Consider the following 20352-nt stretch of genomic DNA (forward strand, 5'->3'; position numbering starts at 1 on the left):
CTAAATTCTTTTACTTGCTCTCAAACTTCACCTGGATGTGGTCAGTGTATCTAAATAAGCAATGTCCTGTTCTGAAATCGTAAAATCAATGTCCGCATTATTGCGAATGTGCGCTTCACTGGTCGCTTTAGGCAATGGCAAGACACCTTTTTGCAGGCAGTAACGAATGGACAATTGTGCCACGGAAACAGAGTACTTCTCGGCGATTTTTTGTAACTCAGAATTGTTTAAGATCTTCCCGGTCGCGAGCGGCGAGTAAGCTTCGACAAGCAAATCGTTGTCCTCGGCATATTTTGTAATATCCGGTTCCGTGAAGCCAATGAAATAGCGGATCTGATTGACCATCGGCTTGACCGTACAATGCTCAAAGATATTTTTCATATCAGACACATTGAAATTAGAAATACCGATTGCTTTGACTTTCCCGGACTGATAGACCTCTTCCATTAATCGCCATACTTCAAGATTTTCCTTTGAATAATCCGTACCCCATTCTGCCCATGGCCATGGCGCGTGAATCAAATAAAGATCCAGATAGTCGATATCTAGGTTTTCCATTGTTTCTTCAAAGCGCTTTTTTGCAGAAGCATAACTTTTTGCTTCAGCAGGGCATTTGGATGTCACAAAGATTTCGCTTCGATCAAGACCGGAATCACGTACAGCCTCCCCGACACTCTTCTCATTGTGATAAGCCCAGGCTGTATCAATATGGCGATAACCTAATTTGAGCGCATTTGTTACCGCTTCGTAAGTAACCTTTCCTGCCGGGATTTGCCAGGTACCAAAACCAATTTTTGGTATTTTAATGCCATTGCTTAACGTGTAAGCATCCGTTAAAACAGTCATTTTTAAGCCCCCTGATTGTGGATCAGCACTTTAATCGCTGGTTCATTGAATTTGTGACACTGCCCTTCAATTTAAAAGTATAAATGCTGAAGTGGACTCCATGTCAAACAAAAAGCCTGCTCATCCCTTCAGGTGCCGAGCTGAAAATCAGTTTTTGCATGAACAATCAAAAGGTCTGTCCTGAAATTTAGCATAATGGTGGAGAAGTGCTTAGTCCTCAGCATAAATTTCCTTAGCCAGATTAAAGGCAGACCAAGCCTTAGGCCATCCGGCATAAAAGGATAAATGCGTAATGACCTCCGCCATTTCTTCCTTGGTTACGCCATTTTCCTTAGCCTTGTTCATATGGTATTTCAATTGTTCAAACATGCCGGAAGTAATCAAAGATGTCACGGTGATTAAACTGCGATCACGAGCAGACAGTTCTTTTTCACGCGACCAGACTTCACCAAAAAGTACATCATCGTTCAGTTCTGCAAATTTGGGGGCAAAATCTCCAAGTAATTGATGCCCCGCGGTTTGTTTTTCTGCCATTTAAAAACACCCTTTCGCTGCAAAAATATTAACTCACTAAATACGAGCTGGACTCGATTCATCCTTGTTACAAAAATCGATTAAATGGATTGCTTCGTTGGACGGATCAGCAGCTCATTAATCGCAACATTTTCCGGAGTCCCAATGGCATAGGCCACAGCATCAGCAATTTGTTCCGAGGTAAGTCCCAGTCCGGGTGTTCGCTGGTTATTCTTCACCCATTCGCTGGCCTTTGGATCATTAATCGTTGTGTACAGTTCGGTATCTACGGCACCAGGTGAAACAAGGGTCGTCCGGATATTGTTTTCTCTTTCTTCTTGACGCAGCCCCTCCATAATAGCCCGAACAGCAAACTTGGTCCCGCAATAAACGGCAGATCCCGGATAAACAACGTGTCCGGCTACGGAATCAGTCGCAATAATGTGACCCGATTGTTGCTCTTTCATGATGGGCAAAACAGCGGCAATACCATTAAGGACACCCATAATATTGATGTCGAGCATTTGCTGCCATTCATGACGACGAATTTCGCTCAAGTTAGCCGTCGGCATGACCCCCGCGTTGTTAAACATAACGTCAATGCGCCCATACTTGTCTCGCGCCAATTTGGCTAGGCTTTCTAGATCTTCCGGTTGGGTCACATCCGTGACTTGATAATTGATCTCAGCATTCGGTAAGGATTCAACTAATTGCTTCAACCGTTCCTCGCGGCGGGCGCCAATCACCAGTCTAGCTCCTTCATTGGCTAAACGACGAGCTGTGGCTTCACCAATACCGCTTGAAGCACCTGCAATAATTACAACTTTATCTTTCAATGATGTCATTTGATTTCCTCCTAATAAATTAGTACATTCTCGGCTTATCGATATGTTTCAATCGTTTGGCTCGGCGCAGATACAACGTTAAATCATGATTGGTTTCAGACAGCAGCCGATCCGTTACAATTCGAGCGATATGACCGTTGGCACCTAAAACGAGAACTCGTTTCACGATTGTACCATCCTTTTCTCATTCGTTTGACTTCGACTTATGACCATTTGCCGGTCAATACTTCTGTTCGATCCGTCGCGGGCGCCGGTGTTCGTGATAAATCGGCTATCTCAGCGTACATGTCTTTTGTCATGTTAAAATCAGCAGCCGCAAGCGAATCTTCCAACTGTGCGAGATTCCGGGCACCGATGATGGGTGCAGTAACAGCTGGATTCGCCTTAGCCCAGGCAACGGCCAAGGTTGCCGGCGCTACATTGTGTTCCTTGGCATATGCGGTAAATCGATCGGCAGCCTCATAATTTTCCGCACCGGCATACCGATCTGAATAGCGCGCTTCATCAACTAGCCGACCGCTCGTCGGGCGTTTGCCTATTCCATACTTACCGGTCAATAATCCGCCGCCAAGTGGACTATAAGCGATAACCCCCATTTGTTCCGCCTGCGCCATAGGCAGAATTTCCACTTCCGCCTGCCGTTTCACCAGACTGTACATCGGTTCGATGATCTCGAATCGTCCGAGTAATTCTTTAGCCGCAATACCCTGAGCTTTCATGATTTGCCAAGCCGCCCAGTTGCTGACACCCGCATGAAGAATCTTGCCCTGGTGCTGAAGGTCATCCAGTGCCCGCATCGTCTCTTCCATAGGTGTATTTTCATCAAAATCATGAACAATGTAGAAATCAATATAGTCTGTCTGGAGTCTTCGCAGGCTTGCTTCAACACCGCGCATGATATGTCGACGGGAGAGGCCTCGCGCATTAATATCCTGACCGGTCGGCCAGAAAACTTTCGACGTAATGACCACGTCATCGCGCGAGTCTTTAATGAAACTGCCTAAGATTTCTTCGGAATGGCCGCTGGCATAAACGTCAGCTGAGTCAAAGAAGTTAATGCCTGCTTCTCGGCAGCGATCAAACATAGCTTTGGAAGTCGCTTCATCCGCGGTACTGCCGAAAGACATGGTACCGAAGGCTAAGCTGGAAACTTTAATTCCGGTTTTACCAACCGTACGATAATCCATATTCACGCACTCCTTTTGTTGATGTCTTTACCAGTGCAGTATATCCCCTTCGAGTTGTTAGAAGGCAAGTCTTTTGACCACTTTTTTGTAGAATGTTCGATTTTTATTTATATACCAAGGGATTCCCCAGTTACTTTTTCGCTTAGCAATATTTTAAATGTTGTTCCGTTCGTGAAAAAAGCACCAATGGTTAGCAGTGTTATAAGGAAAGGCTGATTATGCTGAAAAGAAAGCCATCATTTCTTGTACTGTATCAGCTTTCGTGATAATATCCTCTTTATGAATATCCAGTCAGGGTTAGTATGTACTAACTTAAGCTTTTCTAAGGGAGGGGGAATATTAATGTACACCATCCAAGAAGTTTCGCAAAAAGTTCATGTATCAACGTACAGCATTCGCTATTATGACGATCATGGCTTACTACCGACAGTCAAACGTGATGAAAATAATAGTCGGGTATTTGATGACGTTGATATCGAATGGGTAGAAATCGTGACTTGTTTGCGGGCAACCGGAATGCCGCTCGCCAAAATCAAGCATTACATTGAATTATGTCTCGAAGGTGACCAAACGGTCCCTGAACGTTACCGAATTATGGTGGAGCAGCAACGGGAAACAATGGCGCAGGCTGAAAAAATCCAGGCTCATTTGCGATTGATCAATAAAAAGGTCGATCACTATGCCAACGTATTGATTAACAATAAACCCGATACACTCATGCCAAATAAACACTTAGAAAAAATATACACTCAGGACTACTAAGGCGCGAACAGAATCAAGTAAATCTATTTGAATGCAATATATAATAACAAAGGCTGTCCCAAGAGGACCGCCTCCAAGTTATTAAAAATGAGGCTCATCTATATCAATCTTAGGTTAGACAATTATATCCTTAGACAAACGGATATATTTATTTCGTTAATTTAACATATTGAATTCCCACGCTTATCATCAACAAGGACATCACGAAATCCTTATTAAATAGAGACGAAAAACCCAATTGAGTTTTCGTCTCTATAAAAACAGTTGATCTAAATTTTTTTCAGGTCAATGATGATGCCCATTACCTTTCTTCATCATCGCCGGCATCATAAACAGATGCATCAACGGGCAAATCAGCACAGCAGCTAGTATGAGCAAACTATTTGATCCTGAAAATCCCCCTGTGAAAAACAGACCAATGATCACAGTTATTGGGACAATGAGGCAGACCGCCATCATCAAATTATGGCTGTGTTGATGCGTTCCATGAGCACTATTATTTTCATTTCCCTGACTATGATTTGCATGACTCTGAATGTCATGATCATGGTTTCCGCAGCAATTCATAAAACATTCCTCCTCGTAAATTTTGAAGATTAACCCTTGTTTTTAAGCTGCTGAAGTTGTTCCTGCAAGAGTTTGTTCTGTTCTTTCAGGTCATCTAATTCAGTTGAGCCATTCTGATGTCCGGAATGGTTTGTGTCTGAATGATTCCCCTTCATCATCATAAACAACATCGGGAGCATCATCAGGGGACAAGCAAGTAATGCTAACCAGCTCAAATCCATTGATTCCTTCCTCCTCTCATTCTTTAATCATGATTTTAGACAAGAATTGTGTGGAATCTGTGTGGAAAACATGTGGAAAGTGAATCGTTTCTGAAAAAAACAGCATCACCCTTTGTTCCGGTAATGGAACCATAGATACAGGCTGCCAACGAGGACACCCGGACAGGCGGCCCACATGCAGACTTTGAAAAGAATCCTCCCAAATGCAAAAAAACTCTCATGACCAAATGCGTTGGCAGAGAAGAGCAGGCAGGTCAGCCCCATGATGATTAAAAAAATGGAAAAGAACCAGTCTATTTTCTTCATCAGCTCATCCCGCCCCTTTTCTGCTTTTTTTCATGAGTAAAGATTAATGTAAAAGTAGTCCCGACGCCTATTTGGCTATCGATACGAACCGTTCCGCCCTGCATTTCAACAAATTTTTTGACGATGGACAAACCTAAACCCGTCCCGCCGTATTCACGCGCACGCGATTTCTCCACTCGATAAAACCGTTCAAAAATGTAGGGCAACTCTTCTTCAGAAATGCCAATGCCTGTGTCTGATACAGACAGTACCGTTGCTTCTTTTGTCGTAGTCAGTCGTACAAGAACGCTGCCCTTCTCCGTATAGCGGATCGCATTCTCAAGTAAATTTAACAATACCTGTTCCATCCGTTTGTGGTCTCCTCGAATAAGAGGAACATGATCGTGTAAATCCAGCTGTAAACTTAACCGTTTCTCTTCTGCTTTAAGTTTAACCTTCTGAACAGCTGTTTTAATTGTAGTTTTCAGATCCATCCATTCCATATTGAGTTTGATCTGTCCTTCCTCGATTTTCGAGAGGGCAAACAGGTCATTAATCAAATGCTCGAGACGGATGGATTCTTGATAAATAATGGAGAGGTACTGTTTTTTTTCTTTATCAGAATCAACTAATCCATCTTTCAGAACTTTAGCATAACCCTGTAGATAAGTGACAGGTGTTCGGAGTTCATGTGAAATGTTTGAGAAAAACGCTCGCCGTGTATCTCGATATCTTTGCAAACTTGCAGCCAGATCATTAATGGAGTGCCCAAGCATCCCGATTTCATCCCGGCTTCTGACCTGAAGCCGTGTCTCCCAGTTACCTTTTGCCATCTTATTGGTCATTTGCTGCATTTGAAGCAGTGGACGCGAAAGCAATTTACTCATGATCAGAATCATCCCTAAGGCGAGAAGAAACGCGCCCAGTCCAGAAAGCATCAGCAAGTTTCGAAGTCGTTGTAAAGAATCATCTATTTTTTTCATGGAAGAGACAATATAGATCGCAGACCTAGTGTTTTTTCCTATTCGAACAGGTTTGCCAATAACATAAAATCGGTTTCCATGACGATCATAGTTTTGAAAAGCTATAGAACGGCCGGAATGCAGTCGCTCGGTATCACGTGCCCGTATAAAAGATAGATCCGGCTGTTTTTCCCCTGGAAACGTCAAAATCTTTCCTTCATCAGTCAGCCAAAAGACTCTCACACTGGAAAATTTGGCAAAAGCCCGAATCATGGATTGTGAAGAGGTATCATTGGATTCTGCCATGGTCACAAAGTGTGCTGCGACTTCCTGTGTATTGTCCTTCATTTGAGCATCATAGAAATTGGTGAACAATCGATCTACTGCAAGGCCAGAAGACACGAGAACCACAATCATCAGCACGAGAACAGCCGCACCCAATTTCAATCCAATTCGATTGATCGTCATGATTTTCCGACCTCTGCCTCAAATTTGTAGCCGACTCCCCAACTTGTCTGAATCGGGTTATAAGCTAAACCGGATCTCTTTAATTTCTCTCTGATATTTTTAACGTGGATATCAACAACCCGCGCATCACCTTCGAAATCATAGCCCCATATTTGCTCGATCAACTGTTCCCGGGACAGAACACGTCCTTTATTTTTAGCTAGCGTAGCAAAAAGATCGAATTCTTTTGGCGTTAGATCCAACGATTGATCATGAACAAAAACCTGACGCCCATCCCTATCTATCATCAGCGCGGGAAAATGCAGCACATCATTATTTGTTTGTTGGGTAGAGTTAGAAGATGCACGGCGAATCAACGCATGAACGCGGGCGATCAATTCCTCAGGATCAAAGGGTTTGGTCAGATAATCATCCGCCCCGAGTTCCAGCCCCTGGACTTTTTCTTTTGTCTCACCGAGAGCCGTCAACATCAGAATAGGAACGGATTGTGTCTTCCGAATCGACTGGCAGACCTGCCAGCCATCCATATTGGGCATCATCACGTCAAGGATGACCAGATCAAAGGACTGATTTTTAATTTTCAGCATCGCTTCATGGCCATCCGCTGCCTCAACAGTATCAAAGCCTTCTTTGGACAAATAGATCCGCAACAAATTGCGTAGCTTCCAGTCATCATCCACCATTAAGACTTGTAATTTCTTCACACTCATCACCTTCTTTCATCATACAGTAACTATTTTCCGAATGACATATAGTAACAAATTCAGATTGCATGATAAATATGTAGAAACAATGTATAAGTAATTGTTCACCAAAAAAGATCTGAGCACCTCAACAGAGCCATTATTATAAAAAAAAGCCTCTGACCTTTTTCAGGCGAGGCACTTCATTACCATTCATCTTGTCCGAAACCATCGTATCCTTGCTTCAAAAGCTTCCCTCACCTTTTTGATCTGAATCCTTGATTGCTTTATCGTATTCAACTGAGGTTTTACCCTCTTCCAGGTCTTCTGAAATATACCGCATCTAATCATATCAAATGAGTAATCGATACCAATTCAGTGCTGTCCGACAACATCGTATCCTTGCTCTTCAACAGCTTCCTTCATCTTGTCATATTGTACTTTCGTATCATCATAGTCGACAGCAGCTTCACCCGTTTTCAAATCTACAGATACAGCAGATACCCCATCAAGACCCTTCAGTGTATTAGTCACCAGATTCTTGCAGTGATCGCCCATCATACCTCTAACATCAAGCGTTGTTTTTGCCATAAGTCGTCAATCTCCTTTTCATTTTTTTGATGCTCTATAGCTTCTCGGTCAAAAACCTTTCAAATTCAGACTTTAACTCGTTTCAGACGCAAACTGTTCGTCACGACGGATACAGAACTGAAGGCCATGGCGGTACCAGCTACCCACGGTGCAAGCAAGCCAAGTGCGGCCACCGGAATGCCGACAATATTATAGAACAGTGCCCAGAACAAGTTCTGACGAATGTTCCGCATCGTTTTCCGGCTTAGATCAATCGCTTTTGGGATATGAAGCAGATCACCACCGACCAGTGTGATATCAGCTGCCTCAATGGCCACATCTGTTCCGGTACCAATCGCCATGCCGATATCTGCTGTCGCTAACGCCGGTGCGTCATTGATGCCATCGCCGACCATAGCTACCTTCAGTCCCTTTTCTTGAAGAATTTTCACTTTAGCCGCTTTTTCTTCGGGAAGGACTTCGGAAAACACATGGTCAATGCCGGCCTGTCTGGCAATCGCCTGAGCCGTTCGCTCATTATCACCCGTAATCATATACACCGAGAGACCGCGTGCTTTCAATTCTTCAATGGCTTGCTTCGAAGATTTCTTGATGGTGTCTGCAACAGCAATGATCCCCTGAAGTTTGCCATCGTAGGCAACAAACATTGCCGTTTTCCCTTCAGATTCAAGCTTATTCATTCGTTCCTCAGTCTCAGCAAAAGAAATGCCTTCATCTTTCATTAGCCGCCGTGTGCCGATCGCTATTTCCTTTCCTGAAACCGTTGCTTTAATACCATAGCCGGCAAGAGCCTTAAACTGATCCGGTGAAGGGAGATCCGGGCTGCTCTGCTTTCCATAGGTAACGATCGCCTGCGCCAGCGGATGTTCACTGGCTGATTCTGCTGAAGCAGCAAGCGTTAGGAGCTCTTCTTTTTCTGCGCCATTCAGTGCAATCATGTCCGTAACTTCCGGTTTACCATTAGTAATGGTGCCCGTCTTATCAAACAGAATAGCCTGCAGACTTTGGGTCGTTTCGAGAAATTCACCTCCTTTAAAGAGAATGCCGTTCTCAGCCCCCTTGCCAGTCCCAACCATAATAGATGTCGGCGTTGCCAAGCCTAAAGCGCAAGGGCAGGCAATCACAAGGACACTAATGGCCGCAACCAGTGCCGGAGCAAACTGACCGGGAGTGACAAATACAATCCAGACAAGAAATGCCAACACCGATATACCGATCACAATCGGTACAAAGATACCCGAGATACTGTCGGCAAGCCGCTGGATCGGCGCTTTTGATCCCTGGGCTTCCTCAACAATCTTGACAATTCCGGCAATTGCCGTATCCTTACCTACTTTTTCAGCCTTCATGGTCAGCGTTCCATTAGCGTTCACCGTGGCCCCGATGACTTTGTCATCCATTCCTTTTTCGACAGGAATCGATTCACCGGTAATCATCGATTCGTCAACGGAAGAATGGCCGGTGACAACGATACCATCTACAGGTATTTTTTCTCCAGGTTTGACACGTAGCAAATCACCGACAGCAACCTGATCAATAGGTACTTTTCGTTCCTTCCCATCCTCAATGATTGTTGCCTCTTTGGCCTGCAGTCCCATCAGTTCAGTAATCGCCGCAGTCGTCCGCCTTTTTGCACGTGATTCAAAATATTTACCTAACAGGACAAGCGTAATTAGAATCGCACTTGTTTCATAATACAGCTCTGGATTGGCGAGTCCGCCGAACTGATAACGGAATGTCTCGAATGCGCTGTAAAAGTAAGCAGCACTCGTACCCAGCGCAACCAGAACATCCATATTGGCACTCTTATTTAATAGAGCTTTTGTACCACTGACATAAAACTGGCCGCCAATGTAAAACTGTACAATACCTGCCACGACTAGCTGGAACCATGGATTCATCAGCAAGTGGGGGATCGGAAGGCCTGTATTAAAGGGCAAGTGTGCAATCATTGTGTAAAGCAGCGGCAGCGAAAGAACAGCGGATAAGATCAGTTTCTGCAACTTTCTTCTGAGCTCCTTCTCTTTTTCGTCCGTCGCCTGTTCTTGTTTCGGAACAGCCTTGTATCCAAGCTTTTTGACTTGATTGTAAATGGCATTCGGTTCAGTAATCCCCGGCTGAAAGATCACAGTTCCAGATTCAGTCGCCAGATTAACCTGAGCTGATACGACACCAGCCATACGGCTCAATCCTTTTTCAATGCGCGCGGCACAGGAGGCACAGGTCATTCCGAGAATATCCGCATCCAACCTTTGCGTCCGCACACCGTAACCCAGCTTTTCAATTTTTTGTACAATGTCCGTGGGTCTTGCCTTCTCCTCATTGATGGTCACCTTCGCTTTTTCCAGTGCGAGGTTGACATTCGCTTCGACGCCATCCATTTTATTAAGCGATTTTTCAATCCTTGTAGAGCAGGAAGCACAGGTCATCCCCGTGATCCCGATCTGCATCGCCTTTGAACTCATTCATCTCATCCCCTTATATCCGTTCATCCAGAAGTCAATATGAACATCCAGAATAAATGATTTGTATTTGTTCAAACTAAAGATTCAGTTTGACGGCTCTTTTCATCTCCTTTCAGCCTCATTATACCCATGGGGGTATATACGTCAAATGAAACAATCTGTTTGCTACAGGTCATATGGTCTTTCGCATGAATGAGAACCTATACTTGTCCTTTGGTCTCATATATGCATTTTATTGAGAAGTTGTGTAGATTCTGTTAGGGTATGAAATTGTCATATCTTTTTTCAAATCGTTCTCGAATTAGCACGGACAAAAAAGGAAAATCCGTGAAGCATCGGGTAGCCTCTTATATTTTCGCTATAAGGTCATAGAATTTATGCGGAGGTATGCCAGTTGGCCAGTAGAGAAATTGATAAAATTGTTGAGGAATACATACAAGATACGGAATCTGTTTATCATACCTGGTTTCAATAACGATGAACGCCTTAAAGGATTTCGTACCACAAAGAAGGGCGTTAATCAGGTGGTGACTGAAATTGAAAACGTACCTTTGGAAATGATTTTAAGGGGTCCATCTTGGAGACTGTTGTCACTGCCATATCGGAGCAAAAACAAATCTTTGAGGGTGCGACTGACCCGTTTTTTGCGTATTTAAAATTAAACGAAAATGTGCTGTCTTTAGGGATTTAAATATCGCTAATCAGGCTGCGGGATCAACCAAGCCAATTGCCGCAATGGCGGTACCATTTATAACAAAAACTGCCGATTCTACGGCAGTTTTTGTTAACGCCCTATAAGGGCTCATCACCCAAAATGCCCGTATCCTATTTCATGGGTTACTTGAAAGGAAAAAGTAGTCTGATGATCCATGAGGCGTGGGATTTTTTTGTATGATCGTTTCCCGCCATCAATCCTAAATTGACTTCGAGGCAAGTAACGAGTAGACATGGGTATCGTGAGGGAGCCCACCTTGATACATATAATTTCTTAAAAGGCCTTCTTTTTCAAAGCCGAGTTTGCTTAACAATCGATCAGATGCGTTGTTCTCAGTAAATACAACTGCCCCGATACGTGTTAACTCGAGTTCGTTAAATCCGTAAGCGATAATTTTCGAAGCCGCCTCATAGGCATAGCCCTTTCGCCAGTGTTGCGGATGAAGTTCATATCCTATTTCAGCCCTTTTATGTTTGCGAGACCAGGCGTTTAAACCAATCGTCCCTATAATGCCTTCCTGTCCTTTTATTTGAATGCCCCATCTGATGCCGCGCTTTTCTTTATAGATGCCTGCAAAATAATCAACAAATTCTCTCGCATCCTCAAGACTTGTTAAAGTTTCTTGTCCATAATACCGTGTCACTTCGCTATTGGAAAAGCAATTAAAGATGGCAGGAGCATCTTCGTTAACAATTTCTCTCAAGAACAGTCTTCCGGTTTCTAATTCTGGAAACATTCGTTCACTCTCCTTGCAAATAGAAAATATTGGCTATTTTAGCCTAAATGATTCGAATGAACTTTGTCAAAATTAAATCGAAAGTCAATGCTTTGGGCGATATCTCAATTATAACTTATCCTTGTTACCATCATCCTGACGCTGAAAAAGATTATGTTCAAAGGATTAAAGTCCATAATAAAAACACCCCGTGGGGTGTCAGATCATTGTCTTGCTTCTGTTAAGTTCCACTTTTCTTTTCTTTTAAGATCACTTTTCATTCTTTTTTCAATATACTCACAATGCCTAACCAAGCTTTTAAATTCCATCATGCTTATTTCAAGCATATTTAGCGTTGACTCCAACTTATTAAATTCATCACCAATTTGTAAATACCACACAACACTTGTTCGATTCATGGCCATGTATTTACGTGGCTTCCAGCCGTGATCAGAAAGATACGTAAGCTTTTTTTGCTCTGTGTTCATTCAATTACCTCGCATTCATTTTTAAATCACATTTGATGATTCTATGTCTGCAGTGAACGAATTAGAACACAAAACTGAAAAAGCAGCGCCGATTTAAAATCCCCTTCACTCTATTGCAATTTCGTGCTACAAGGAAATTTCATTTTTTTTGGGAAAGTAGAGACATCTTGTTTCGTTTTCTTCGTATACTTTTCTTTTTTTTGTGAAAAGTATACGAAAGAAATAGAAATCAACGGAACAGGAGAACAAATGATCATGGCCCATAAAGAAATAATATCCGCGTCGCAAACCTATATCATTCTTTATCTGGGCATTGTAAGCACAGGAATTCTGACGATACCGATGCCTCTTTATCGTTATGCGCAGCAGAACATGTGGGTCTCTTTATTACTGGGTTCATTCATCGGTTACTTAATGGTTCTCTTGATCAGTTTTTTTCGTAAATATTTCCCTGAAAAAAATATGGGCGAGATTATCATTCAGTTACTTGGCAAAACATTGGGTCATGTGTCCCTTTTTTTGATCCTTTGTTTCTTTGCTTTTGAAGAGATCTATATACTTAAAGAATATCAGCTCTACATTTCTGATGTCTTCTATCAGTTCACATCACCCTTTATCATTATCGGCTTTATGATCCTTGTCTGCGCTTATGCAGTCAAAAATGGCATTGAAGTCATTGCACGATGCGCTCAGTTAATTCTTCCCTTCATCCTCTTCGTTTGCTTCGGTATTTTTTTTCTACTGTTGCCCGATATTCAATTTCAGAATTTGTTCCCTGTTCTAGAGAAAGGACTCATTCCGCCATTAAAGGGGTCTGTCTTGCCGATGGTCTGGTATAGCGAATTTTTTTGGATGACTTTCTGCCTGGGTTCGCTTACCGAGACTCCAAAAAAGATAATAAAATCCGGATTTTTGTGTGTGACAGCCATAACCGTAACGATACTCCTTACCTTTATTGCTGATCTGGGTATTCTCGGGTTATATACGGGCCTTACCCTTTACCCGATCTCACTCGCAGAACGATACATCCAGGTTGGCACGTTTGTTGAACGGACATCCGCTTTTTTCATGAGTATTTGGGTACTTGGCGTATTCATCAAACTCGCTTTTTTGTCTTTTATCATCATCAGGAATTCCGGAAAATTACTGCATATGACCGAAGAACGGCTGCTCATTCTTCCCATCTTCATTATTTGTTTCTGGATCAGTCTACGCATTTTTAACAGCACAGCAAGCTTATTTCAAACAGGCAATTTTCTGATTGTTGTCGCGATGTCTTGCAGCAATATAGCCTTTCCTGCCCTTTTCTTTTTGGTAGCGTGTCTGAGGCTGAAAATAAATAAAAAGATGGTATTGAAGAAATAATACGAACAATGAATCACTCCCAATAAGGATACCTACCCCATGCTAAACTGGCTTAGAAAAAATAAAAGGATCGATCATTCTTCCTCAAAAAATAATACAAAATACAACGACATCAAACGATTGGCACGACGATTAAGCGAGAATGAACGCATTATTCGCCAAGTGTACGCCAAAAGTTCAGATGTGGTCATCAAACACCTTACGCTAGGCAAAGCACCACAGATCCGTGCCCTCCTTATCTATATTGCAGGAACGGCAGATGTCGCCCAAATCGATGAGAACGTATTGAAGCCTCTTTATCTTCTGAAAGAGGGTCCGAGTGATCTGGCATCCATTAAAAACACTCTTTCAATTCCTGATATTAAAGAAATTGGCTCTTTTGATACCGTCTATCAGGAAGTGTCAAATGGTCATCCCGTCCTTTTTATTGATCGTTTGCCTCAGGCTCTTTCACTTGGTATATCAAAGTGGTCGACACGCCAGGTTGAGGAATCTTCTACGGAGTTTGTGATTCGTGGAGCGAAAGAAGGCTTTATCGAATCTCTGGAAACGAATACTTCACTCGTCAGAAAAAGAATTCGGACACCAAGATTGAAGATTGAACGCATGGAAATCGGGAGATACACCCATACCCCCATGATTATCAGTTATATTGATGGTCTGTGCGATCCTGATCTCGTCAGAGAAATTGTACTTAGAGTCCGGCGCATTTCTGAAGATGGGATTTATGACAGCGGGATGATTCAGGAATACATTCAGGATGTAAGCTGGAGTCCCTTCCCTACTGTTTTTTCGACAGAACGCCCGGATACATTTTGCGGGGCACTTGTTGAAGGACGGGCAGGTATCCTTGTCGACGGGAGTCCTCACGCCATTGTCTTGCCATCCACCTTTTTTATGTTTTTCAGTTCACCCGAAGATTACTATTCAGGATTCATTATCGGTACGGCTATTCGGATACTAAGGACATTTTATATGATGATCGCTCTTCTCGGGCCATCAATTTACGTTGCGGTAACGACTTTCCATCAGGAATTGATTCCGACAACGCTACTGATTTCTATCACGCAGGCACATGAGCAAGTTCCCTTCCCAACAGTGGTGGAAGCGTTAATTATGGAGATCACCTTCGAAGCGCTCAGGGAAGCGGGCATTCGATTGCCCCGGGCGGTAGGTCCCACAATCAGCATCGTCGGTGCTTTGGTCATTGGTCAGGCGGCCATTCAGGCGAGCCTTGTGTCACCGCTAATGGTTATTGTGGTTTCTATAACTGCCATTGCTTCATTTATGATTCCTCATTATGAAGCATCAAACACAGTCCGGCTGCTTCGTTTCCCGATCATGATTCTGGCAAGTACTTTCGGACTGCTTGGCATTATCTTTTCTTTTATTGTGCTTTTAATCCATCTTAGTTCGCTCCGATCTTTCGGTGTGCCTTATCTAGAACCACTCGCCCCGTTTAAGAAAGCCAGCATTATCGATACTTTGGTCCGAGGGCCTCTCTGGACGATGAAGAGGCGCCCGCATTTTACAGGTTCGACATGGAACCGGAGGCGGACCGGACACTAGATGATTTGCGGAGATGAAGTGATATGACAATCCGTCTTAAAGCTATAGTACGACGTATAACCTGTTCACTATTGATTTCAGTGCTCATCCTCTATCTTCAGGGATGTGCTGATCTAAAGGAGATTAACAATATCATCATTGTCACCGCAACGGGACTTGATCTCAATGATGAAGGCAAGGTTGAGGCGACCGTTCAGCTTTTTTTGCCTCAGGCTGCGGCATCCGGCTCATCAGGTTCTCAGAGTGCCTCTCAGACCATTCAATCTTCTGTACTTTCCGGTTCGGGTGATACCATTTCTGAAGCCATAAATAATATTGAAAAGCATGTTTCACGCCAATTATTTCGCGGACATGACCGGGCAATAATTATTGGCCGGCGGATGGCTGAAAAACGAATCAAGGATGTTCTGGATTATTGCATGAGATTCCGTGAAATCAGACAAAGAACGAATCTATTTGTAACAAATGATCCGGTTCCGAAGATACTTGAATATCAGCCTTTTCTTGAAAAAAACTCAGGGGAGCTGCTCAGCAAATATGTCAGAAAAGATGGCAATTTGTCCGTCACGCTCAAAGATGCGGTAGTAATGAATACGAATGCGGGTCATTCTTTCATTCTTCCCATGATATCAATTGAGGCAGCAGGTGCACAAGGCGAAAAAAAGACAATGGAAATCACACGGTCAGCACTTTTTTCGAAAAACAGAATGGTTGGCACGATCAGTCATGACTTGACCTATGGACAGTTGATTCTGACTCATAGATTCTGGCAAACCGTCTACTCATTGAAGCTTAGCCCGGATCCAGGTCAAATCGGAATCAACATTCAGAATGTCAAAGCGGATGTTCATGCTGTCATTCGCCACGGCCATTGGTTAATTATGGCTAATGTCACAGGAGACGGAATTATTTTTGAGAATACAACCCGATGGAATATGTTGAATTCAGATACGATTTGGCGTGTGGAACGAGCCGTTAACCGGAAAATAGCGGCAAACATCAAAGACAGTGTTAGAGAAAGCCAGAAAATGAAGAGTGACGTGTTTGATTTCTATCCAACATTTTTTCGTAAATACCCGGAAGAGTGTCTGAAGGTTGAAAAGAACTGGAATGATTTCTATCCTTCAATAGATGTTCAAGTAAAGAGCCATTTTAGTGTGATCCATTCAGGTATTAAACAATAAGAAAACGGAGAGGGCATGGATGTTAAAAGAAAATAGAAACGGTAGTTGTAAGATCAATTGGGCTAATTAAATTTGGGTAATCAAACACCATCATAAAATCCGATATTATCCTTTAAGCGACGAAACTCTAGATTAAAGAAGCATAGCACAAAACAGTTGGACTTTGACACATATGAAGGCGTTTCATCAAGGGCAGATTCACTACTCCGTTTATCCGCCGGTAGTCCATAAAAGCATCTCCTTCGAAAAAGGGTACCTGGCCGGGTACCCTTTTTTCCTTTACCTAAAGCAAGCGAAACCATAATCTGTCAATACATTCCTATAGCGTTTTTAAAAAATTTTATTTGAATGTCAAATTTTCGCCAAACATTTCCTGATGAATTCTGTCGATAATTATTAGGTCGTAAACTACTTTATTGCTTCCGAAGGAGCGAGTGTTTTGTGAGAAAAATATTGACGCTGTCCTCATTAAGTCTTAGAACCATCCTCATTTTTTTAATCATTTTTGTTGTCGTCATTCCTGATCTCTTTATCTTTACATTTGTTTACAATGACGTAAAGGGTGCTCTGGAAAATGATCTGAATGACAATGCGACAAATAGCGTTAACCTATTGAATGAAAACATCACTCAATTTGTCACCGCTAACAGCTTTACAATCAATCATCTAAGTCAGGAACTGTCCGGAAACTTAAGCCAGAAGAAGAAATTTCAGGACCTACTCAGTAATATCAATCAATCGGACAGTAACTCTGAAGCGATTACATACGGTAATAGTCAAGGACAATATGTACGCTCGCCTGAAGCAAAATTGACAACCGATATCAGGCAGGAACAATGGTATAAGCTGGCAATGGCTCATCCCGGAAAGATCGTAATCACGCCTCCCTTCGTTTCAACGCTGACAAAGAAGATCACCGTGATCATTGCGAAGACTACCAGGGATAATCAAGCAGCTGTTTCTATGGATGTTAGTCTAAGTACGCTTAATAAGTTGACAGATCGGGTTGTCGTTGGCGATCATGGCTATGCATTCCTGCTCGATGAAAACGGCAAATGGATTGCGAATCCAAAGACCGAGGCAGGCCAATCGGCCGACCGGTCCATTGCAGATCGAGCACGTAAATCATCAAAGGGCCTTTTTGAAGTTACACAAAACGGGCAGGACAATCGCATTTTCTATGTGACGAATCCATCAACCGGTTGGAAGATTGGCGGCGTTATGCGGGTCAGTGAAATTTATAGTAAAATTAATCCGCTGATTTACGCCGTCAGCTTTTTGATCGGCCTTTTCTTAGTCGTTTTCATTACCCTTGCGTTGCTCTTCATCATTTTTAGAATCATCCGCCCTCTTAAAAAGTTTGTGCTTCTTTTCACTAAAATAAGTGCGGGAGATTTAAGCCAGAAACTGGGAAACGACATAAAAGTCAATAAAGAATTTACAGAATTGACAACAAGTATGAACCATATGATTGACTCATTAAGTAAAGTCTTAGAAAGTATCAATCAAAAGGCAGAATCCCTGGCCGCTTCTTCAGAAGAACTGACTGCTTCCACTGAAGAAAACAAAGCTACTTCTGATGAAATTGCAAACTCCATTCAAGAGATTGCCATTGGATCGAACGACCAATCGGAAAAAGTATCTGATACCAGTCGACATGCTGAAGTCATCAATAAGGAAATAGAAAATATCACCACAAAGACAGGGAAATTGGGCCAGACTGCTAATCAGGCTTCTCAAACCGTAAGCTTGGGCACTCAATCGCTTGAGAAAGTGGCAGAGCAGATGAATCTGATTAAGCAAACGAACCAAAAGGTCGCCGTTTCGCTGGATGAATTGGTTGCACAGGTTCAGGATATTGGAAAAATGAGTGAACTGATCAATGACATCGCAGAACAAACGAATCTTCTCTCATTAAACGCAGCCATAGAAGCTGCGAGAGCCGGTGAAAACGGGAAGGGATTTGCTGTAGTAGCTGAAGAAATACGAAAGCTTGCAGAGCAGTCACAAAAGTCGTCCAAACAAATTTCACAGGTGGTTGCCACGATTCATGCAAAAAGCTTGAACGCTAAGGATTCAATGAATGGCGGTATTAAGGAAGTGGAAAAGGGCAATCACGTTGTTGAAGAGGCTGACCAAGCCTTTGATGCCATTCAGTTGAAAGTACAGACGGTAGATGCGGAAATTAAAAATGTAGCCGATTCGGTCCATAATATTTCGAAAGAGACAGAAAGTGTCGTTGCCACTTTTGATCGTATCGCTCAAATAGCCAAAGATGCAAGTAGTAATTCGGACAATGTCTCTGCAGCGGCTGAAGAACAGTCTGCATCCATGGAAGAAGTGGCAGTCAACGCAACCACTCTTTCCACGATGGCTGATGAACTCCATCAACTGGTCGCAACTTTCAAACTGAGAAATTAACTAAGTTCCTATTTTCTTGTTCTATTTCGCTTCAGCACAAGGAACTCATTGGCATTGCTTCCATTGGTCTTAGTCTTACCCATATCATTCTCATAGTTCGAACACCATATTCAGCTTTTCTGTTATAAAGGACTTGTCTTCCATCCGCATCTGAACTGACCCCCTGAAGTTGGACAATGAAAATCCACTCAGGGGGTTTTTGTTTCGCACAATACACGTGCTCAACGGACATAAGTCCAAAAATAAAAGACCCCTGAGGGTCTGAAAACATTAATTCCATAGGGCTATTATATGTTGATGCTTATGATCCGTATTGGGTTCGATCAGCCAATCAAGATATACCATATAATCCTTTTTACTGTAATCATAGAGACCGCATGTTGAATCATAAACGCGCCATTGATGTTTTGAAGGAATCCAGACTTCAGTCCATACGTGATTCATTAATCCGTGGGAAAGAGGCCTCGAAGATACCAGCCTCACCTTAACTTTCAAATGGCTCAGCATTGCAACCGTTAAGTAGGATTGGTCTGTGCACACACCTCGTCTCTGTTGGAATGCACGAATGGCACCACCTCCACCCCTCGGATGGCCATATTTTAAATGGCTATTTATCCAAGAACTCACAGCCTGTGCGGTTGCACTTGTACTCTTTCTTTTGAGCTTATCCGCCTGTCGATTAATCGAGTTATTAGACATGACACTGTAATCCATGTATCGTGCAAAGTTTCCGTTTGTCCAACCTTTCGATGAATAAATGATGCGATGCAGCACGCGTAGTTGTCGGCACGCTAATCGAAATAACTAAAATCAAAGCTGTTATGAGAACAATTAATGATTTCAACAATCTTTTCATCATGCTTATCCCTCACAAAACTAATCTCTCTGTTTTTATCGGTCTTTTATCCCAATTTTTTATGACTAGTCACAGGATATCGTAAAACCTGATCCTCTCACAATCCTTCGAGATCGCACAGCTTTTTGTTTTTCACTCAATATAGAAAAAAGAAAATGAAAAAAAGGAGCCCATCTTGGTATGATTATAAATGACCAAACCCACATACGAGGAGTGATTGATATGGACAAATTATCCGTTAATGAAGTCATTAATATGATCAATCAAGGCAGAGAATTTGATCTCATATATCAAGATAGTTTATATCAAATCTCACACACTGATACGCTTAAATTGGTCGCTAGTAAAGATGTTCAAAAAGAGTACAAGTCTACTGAAGATCTTTTTAATAATTTCAAAATAGACGGTAAAAAATTAGGCGAAATTTGGGATAAAGTAAAAATAGATGGCATTCTATAATTAAATGATTGAAATCAACTTATCTCTTTTTAAACGGAAACAATCCATTGCATATGAAAATTAACGCTCATTTGATCTAATGGCGCAGTAACTCCTACCCCTTGATTTACAGTTAGTACCTTCCAGTCGGCCTCTTTGGACTGGATCTTTTTTTCTTCGCTTAAGCCGTCACCCCGAATCCGCCA

At 42.5% G+C, this 20352-nt stretch carries 21 protein-coding genes and 1 pseudogene; 7 read left to right on the plus strand and 15 right to left on the minus strand.

Translation table 11 applies throughout. The features are described 5' to 3' along the window. Positions 1–27: 27 nt before the first annotated feature. The 5 genes from E4665_RS13675 to E4665_RS13690 all read right to left on the minus strand — a co-directional run bounded on the left by E4665_RS13675 (position 28) and on the right by E4665_RS13690 (position 3391). Complete coding sequence (locus E4665_RS13675; protein WP_135349364.1) at positions 28–846, minus strand: aldo/keto reductase; 819 nt, start codon at positions 844–846, stop codon at positions 28–30. 210 nt (positions 847–1056) lie between these two features. Beyond that, a complete protein-coding gene (locus tag E4665_RS13680; RefSeq protein ID WP_135349365.1) occupies positions 1057–1380 on the minus strand; it encodes a carboxymuconolactone decarboxylase family protein in 324 nt (107 codons plus the stop codon). Between the two features lie 80 nt (positions 1381–1460). Beyond that, a complete protein-coding gene (locus E4665_RS13685) occupies positions 1461–2204 on the minus strand; it encodes an SDR family oxidoreductase (protein ID WP_135349366.1) in 744 nt (247 codons plus the stop codon). Positions 2205–2223: 19 nt separating this feature from the next. Then, on the minus strand, positions 2224–2370 hold the full coding sequence (locus E4665_RS18195; RefSeq protein ID WP_167815209.1) for an NAD(P)H-binding protein: 147 nt from the start codon (positions 2368–2370) through the stop codon (positions 2224–2226). Positions 2371–2407: 37 nt separating this feature from the next. Continuing rightward, positions 2408–3391, minus strand: a complete 984-nt coding sequence (locus tag E4665_RS13690) for an aldo/keto reductase (protein ID WP_135349367.1) — start codon at positions 3389–3391, stop codon at positions 2408–2410. 342 nt (positions 3392–3733) lie between these two features. On the opposite strand from E4665_RS13690, the gene E4665_RS13695 reads away from it, so the two are divergent. Continuing rightward, positions 3734–4153 carry a MerR family transcriptional regulator gene (locus E4665_RS13695; RefSeq protein WP_135349368.1) on the plus strand — a complete coding sequence of 140 codons (420 nt, stop codon included), beginning with the start codon at positions 3734–3736 and terminating at the stop codon, positions 4151–4153. 285 nt (positions 4154–4438) lie between these two features. On the opposite strand, the gene E4665_RS13700 is transcribed toward E4665_RS13695, so the two are convergent. The 7 genes from E4665_RS13700 to E4665_RS13730 form a co-directional block, all read right to left on the minus strand. Then, the gene (locus tag E4665_RS13700) at positions 4439–4720 is read right to left on the minus strand and encodes a DUF2933 domain-containing protein (protein WP_135349369.1); all 282 of its coding nucleotides are present in this window, start codon (positions 4718–4720) and stop codon (positions 4439–4441) included. Positions 4721–4749: 29 nt separating this feature from the next. Beyond that, positions 4750–4941, minus strand: a complete 192-nt coding sequence (locus E4665_RS13705) for a hypothetical protein (protein WP_135349370.1) — start codon at positions 4939–4941, stop codon at positions 4750–4752. Between the two features lie 105 nt (positions 4942–5046). Then, on the minus strand, positions 5047–5247 hold the full coding sequence (locus E4665_RS13710; RefSeq protein ID WP_135349371.1) for a hypothetical protein: 201 nt from the start codon (positions 5245–5247) through the stop codon (positions 5047–5049). After that, positions 5247–6656, minus strand: a complete 1410-nt coding sequence (locus E4665_RS13715) for a sensor histidine kinase (protein WP_135349372.1) — start codon at positions 6654–6656, stop codon at positions 5247–5249. The genes E4665_RS13710 and E4665_RS13715 overlap by 1 nt, the downstream gene beginning before the upstream one ends. After that, on the minus strand, positions 6653–7366 hold the full coding sequence (locus E4665_RS13720) for a response regulator transcription factor (protein ID WP_135349373.1): 714 nt from the start codon (positions 7364–7366) through the stop codon (positions 6653–6655). The genes E4665_RS13715 and E4665_RS13720 overlap by 4 nt, the downstream gene beginning before the upstream one ends. A 348-nt stretch (positions 7367–7714) precedes the next feature. Then, positions 7715–7930: a cation transporter gene (locus E4665_RS13725; protein ID WP_135349374.1), complete on the minus strand. Its 216-nt coding sequence runs from the start codon at positions 7928–7930 to the stop codon at positions 7715–7717. Between the two features lie 65 nt (positions 7931–7995). Beyond that, positions 7996–10395 carry a heavy metal translocating P-type ATPase gene (locus tag E4665_RS13730; RefSeq protein ID WP_135349375.1) on the minus strand — a complete coding sequence of 800 codons (2400 nt, stop codon included), beginning with the start codon at positions 10393–10395 and terminating at the stop codon, positions 7996–7998. A gap of 808 nt (positions 10396–11203) precedes the next feature. Here E4665_RS13730 and E4665_RS18850 point away from each other — a divergent pair. Then, positions 11204–11269 (plus strand): annotated as a pseudogene (locus E4665_RS18850) (IS200/IS605 family transposase); the annotation flags it as partial. Between the two features lie 40 nt (positions 11270–11309). On the opposite strand, the gene E4665_RS13745 reads toward E4665_RS18850, so the two are convergent. Both E4665_RS13745 and E4665_RS13750 read right to left on the minus strand, forming a co-directional pair. Beyond that, complete coding sequence (locus E4665_RS13745) at positions 11310–11846, minus strand: GNAT family N-acetyltransferase (RefSeq protein ID WP_135349376.1); 537 nt, start codon at positions 11844–11846, stop codon at positions 11310–11312. A 203-nt stretch (positions 11847–12049) separates the two neighbouring features. Beyond that, complete coding sequence (locus E4665_RS13750; RefSeq protein ID WP_135349377.1) at positions 12050–12313, minus strand: hypothetical protein; 264 nt, start codon at positions 12311–12313, stop codon at positions 12050–12052. Positions 12314–12568: 255 nt separating this feature from the next. Here E4665_RS13750 and E4665_RS13755 point away from each other — a divergent pair, with 255 nt between their 5' ends. The 4 genes from E4665_RS13755 to E4665_RS13770 all read left to right on the plus strand — a co-directional run bounded on the left by E4665_RS13755 (position 12569) and on the right by E4665_RS13770 (position 18852). Continuing rightward, entirely contained in the window at positions 12569–13678 is a 1110-nt protein-coding gene (locus tag E4665_RS13755) for a GerAB/ArcD/ProY family transporter (RefSeq protein WP_167815210.1), read from the plus strand. Between the two features lie 39 nt (positions 13679–13717). Continuing rightward, positions 13718–15247 carry a spore germination protein gene (locus E4665_RS13760; RefSeq protein WP_135349379.1) on the plus strand — a complete coding sequence of 510 codons (1530 nt, stop codon included), beginning with the start codon at positions 13718–13720 and terminating at the stop codon, positions 15245–15247. 23 nt (positions 15248–15270) lie between these two features. Beyond that, on the plus strand, positions 15271–16431 hold the full coding sequence (locus E4665_RS13765; RefSeq protein WP_135349380.1) for a Ger(x)C family spore germination protein: 1161 nt from the start codon (positions 15271–15273) through the stop codon (positions 16429–16431). A gap of 441 nt (positions 16432–16872) precedes the next feature. After that, on the plus strand, positions 16873–18852 hold the full coding sequence (locus tag E4665_RS13770; RefSeq protein WP_135349381.1) for a methyl-accepting chemotaxis protein: 1980 nt from the start codon (positions 16873–16875) through the stop codon (positions 18850–18852). A gap of 270 nt (positions 18853–19122) precedes the next feature. Here the strand turns inward: E4665_RS13770 and E4665_RS18855 are convergent, their stop codons facing one another. Then, positions 19123–19566, minus strand: coding sequence for a transglutaminase-like domain-containing protein (locus tag E4665_RS18855; protein ID WP_422067264.1), 444 nt, complete (start codon positions 19564–19566; stop codon positions 19123–19125). A 322-nt stretch (positions 19567–19888) separates the two neighbouring features. Here E4665_RS18855 and E4665_RS13780 point away from each other — a divergent pair, with 322 nt between their 5' ends. Then, entirely contained in the window at positions 19889–20167 is a 279-nt protein-coding gene (locus E4665_RS13780; protein ID WP_167815212.1) for a hypothetical protein, read from the plus strand. Positions 20168–20352 lie beyond the last annotated feature (185 nt).

This window comes from Sporolactobacillus shoreae, from assembly GCF_004684935.1.
Taxonomy (GTDB): Bacteria; Bacillota; Bacilli; order Bacillales; family Sporolactobacillaceae; genus Sporolactobacillus; species Sporolactobacillus shoreae.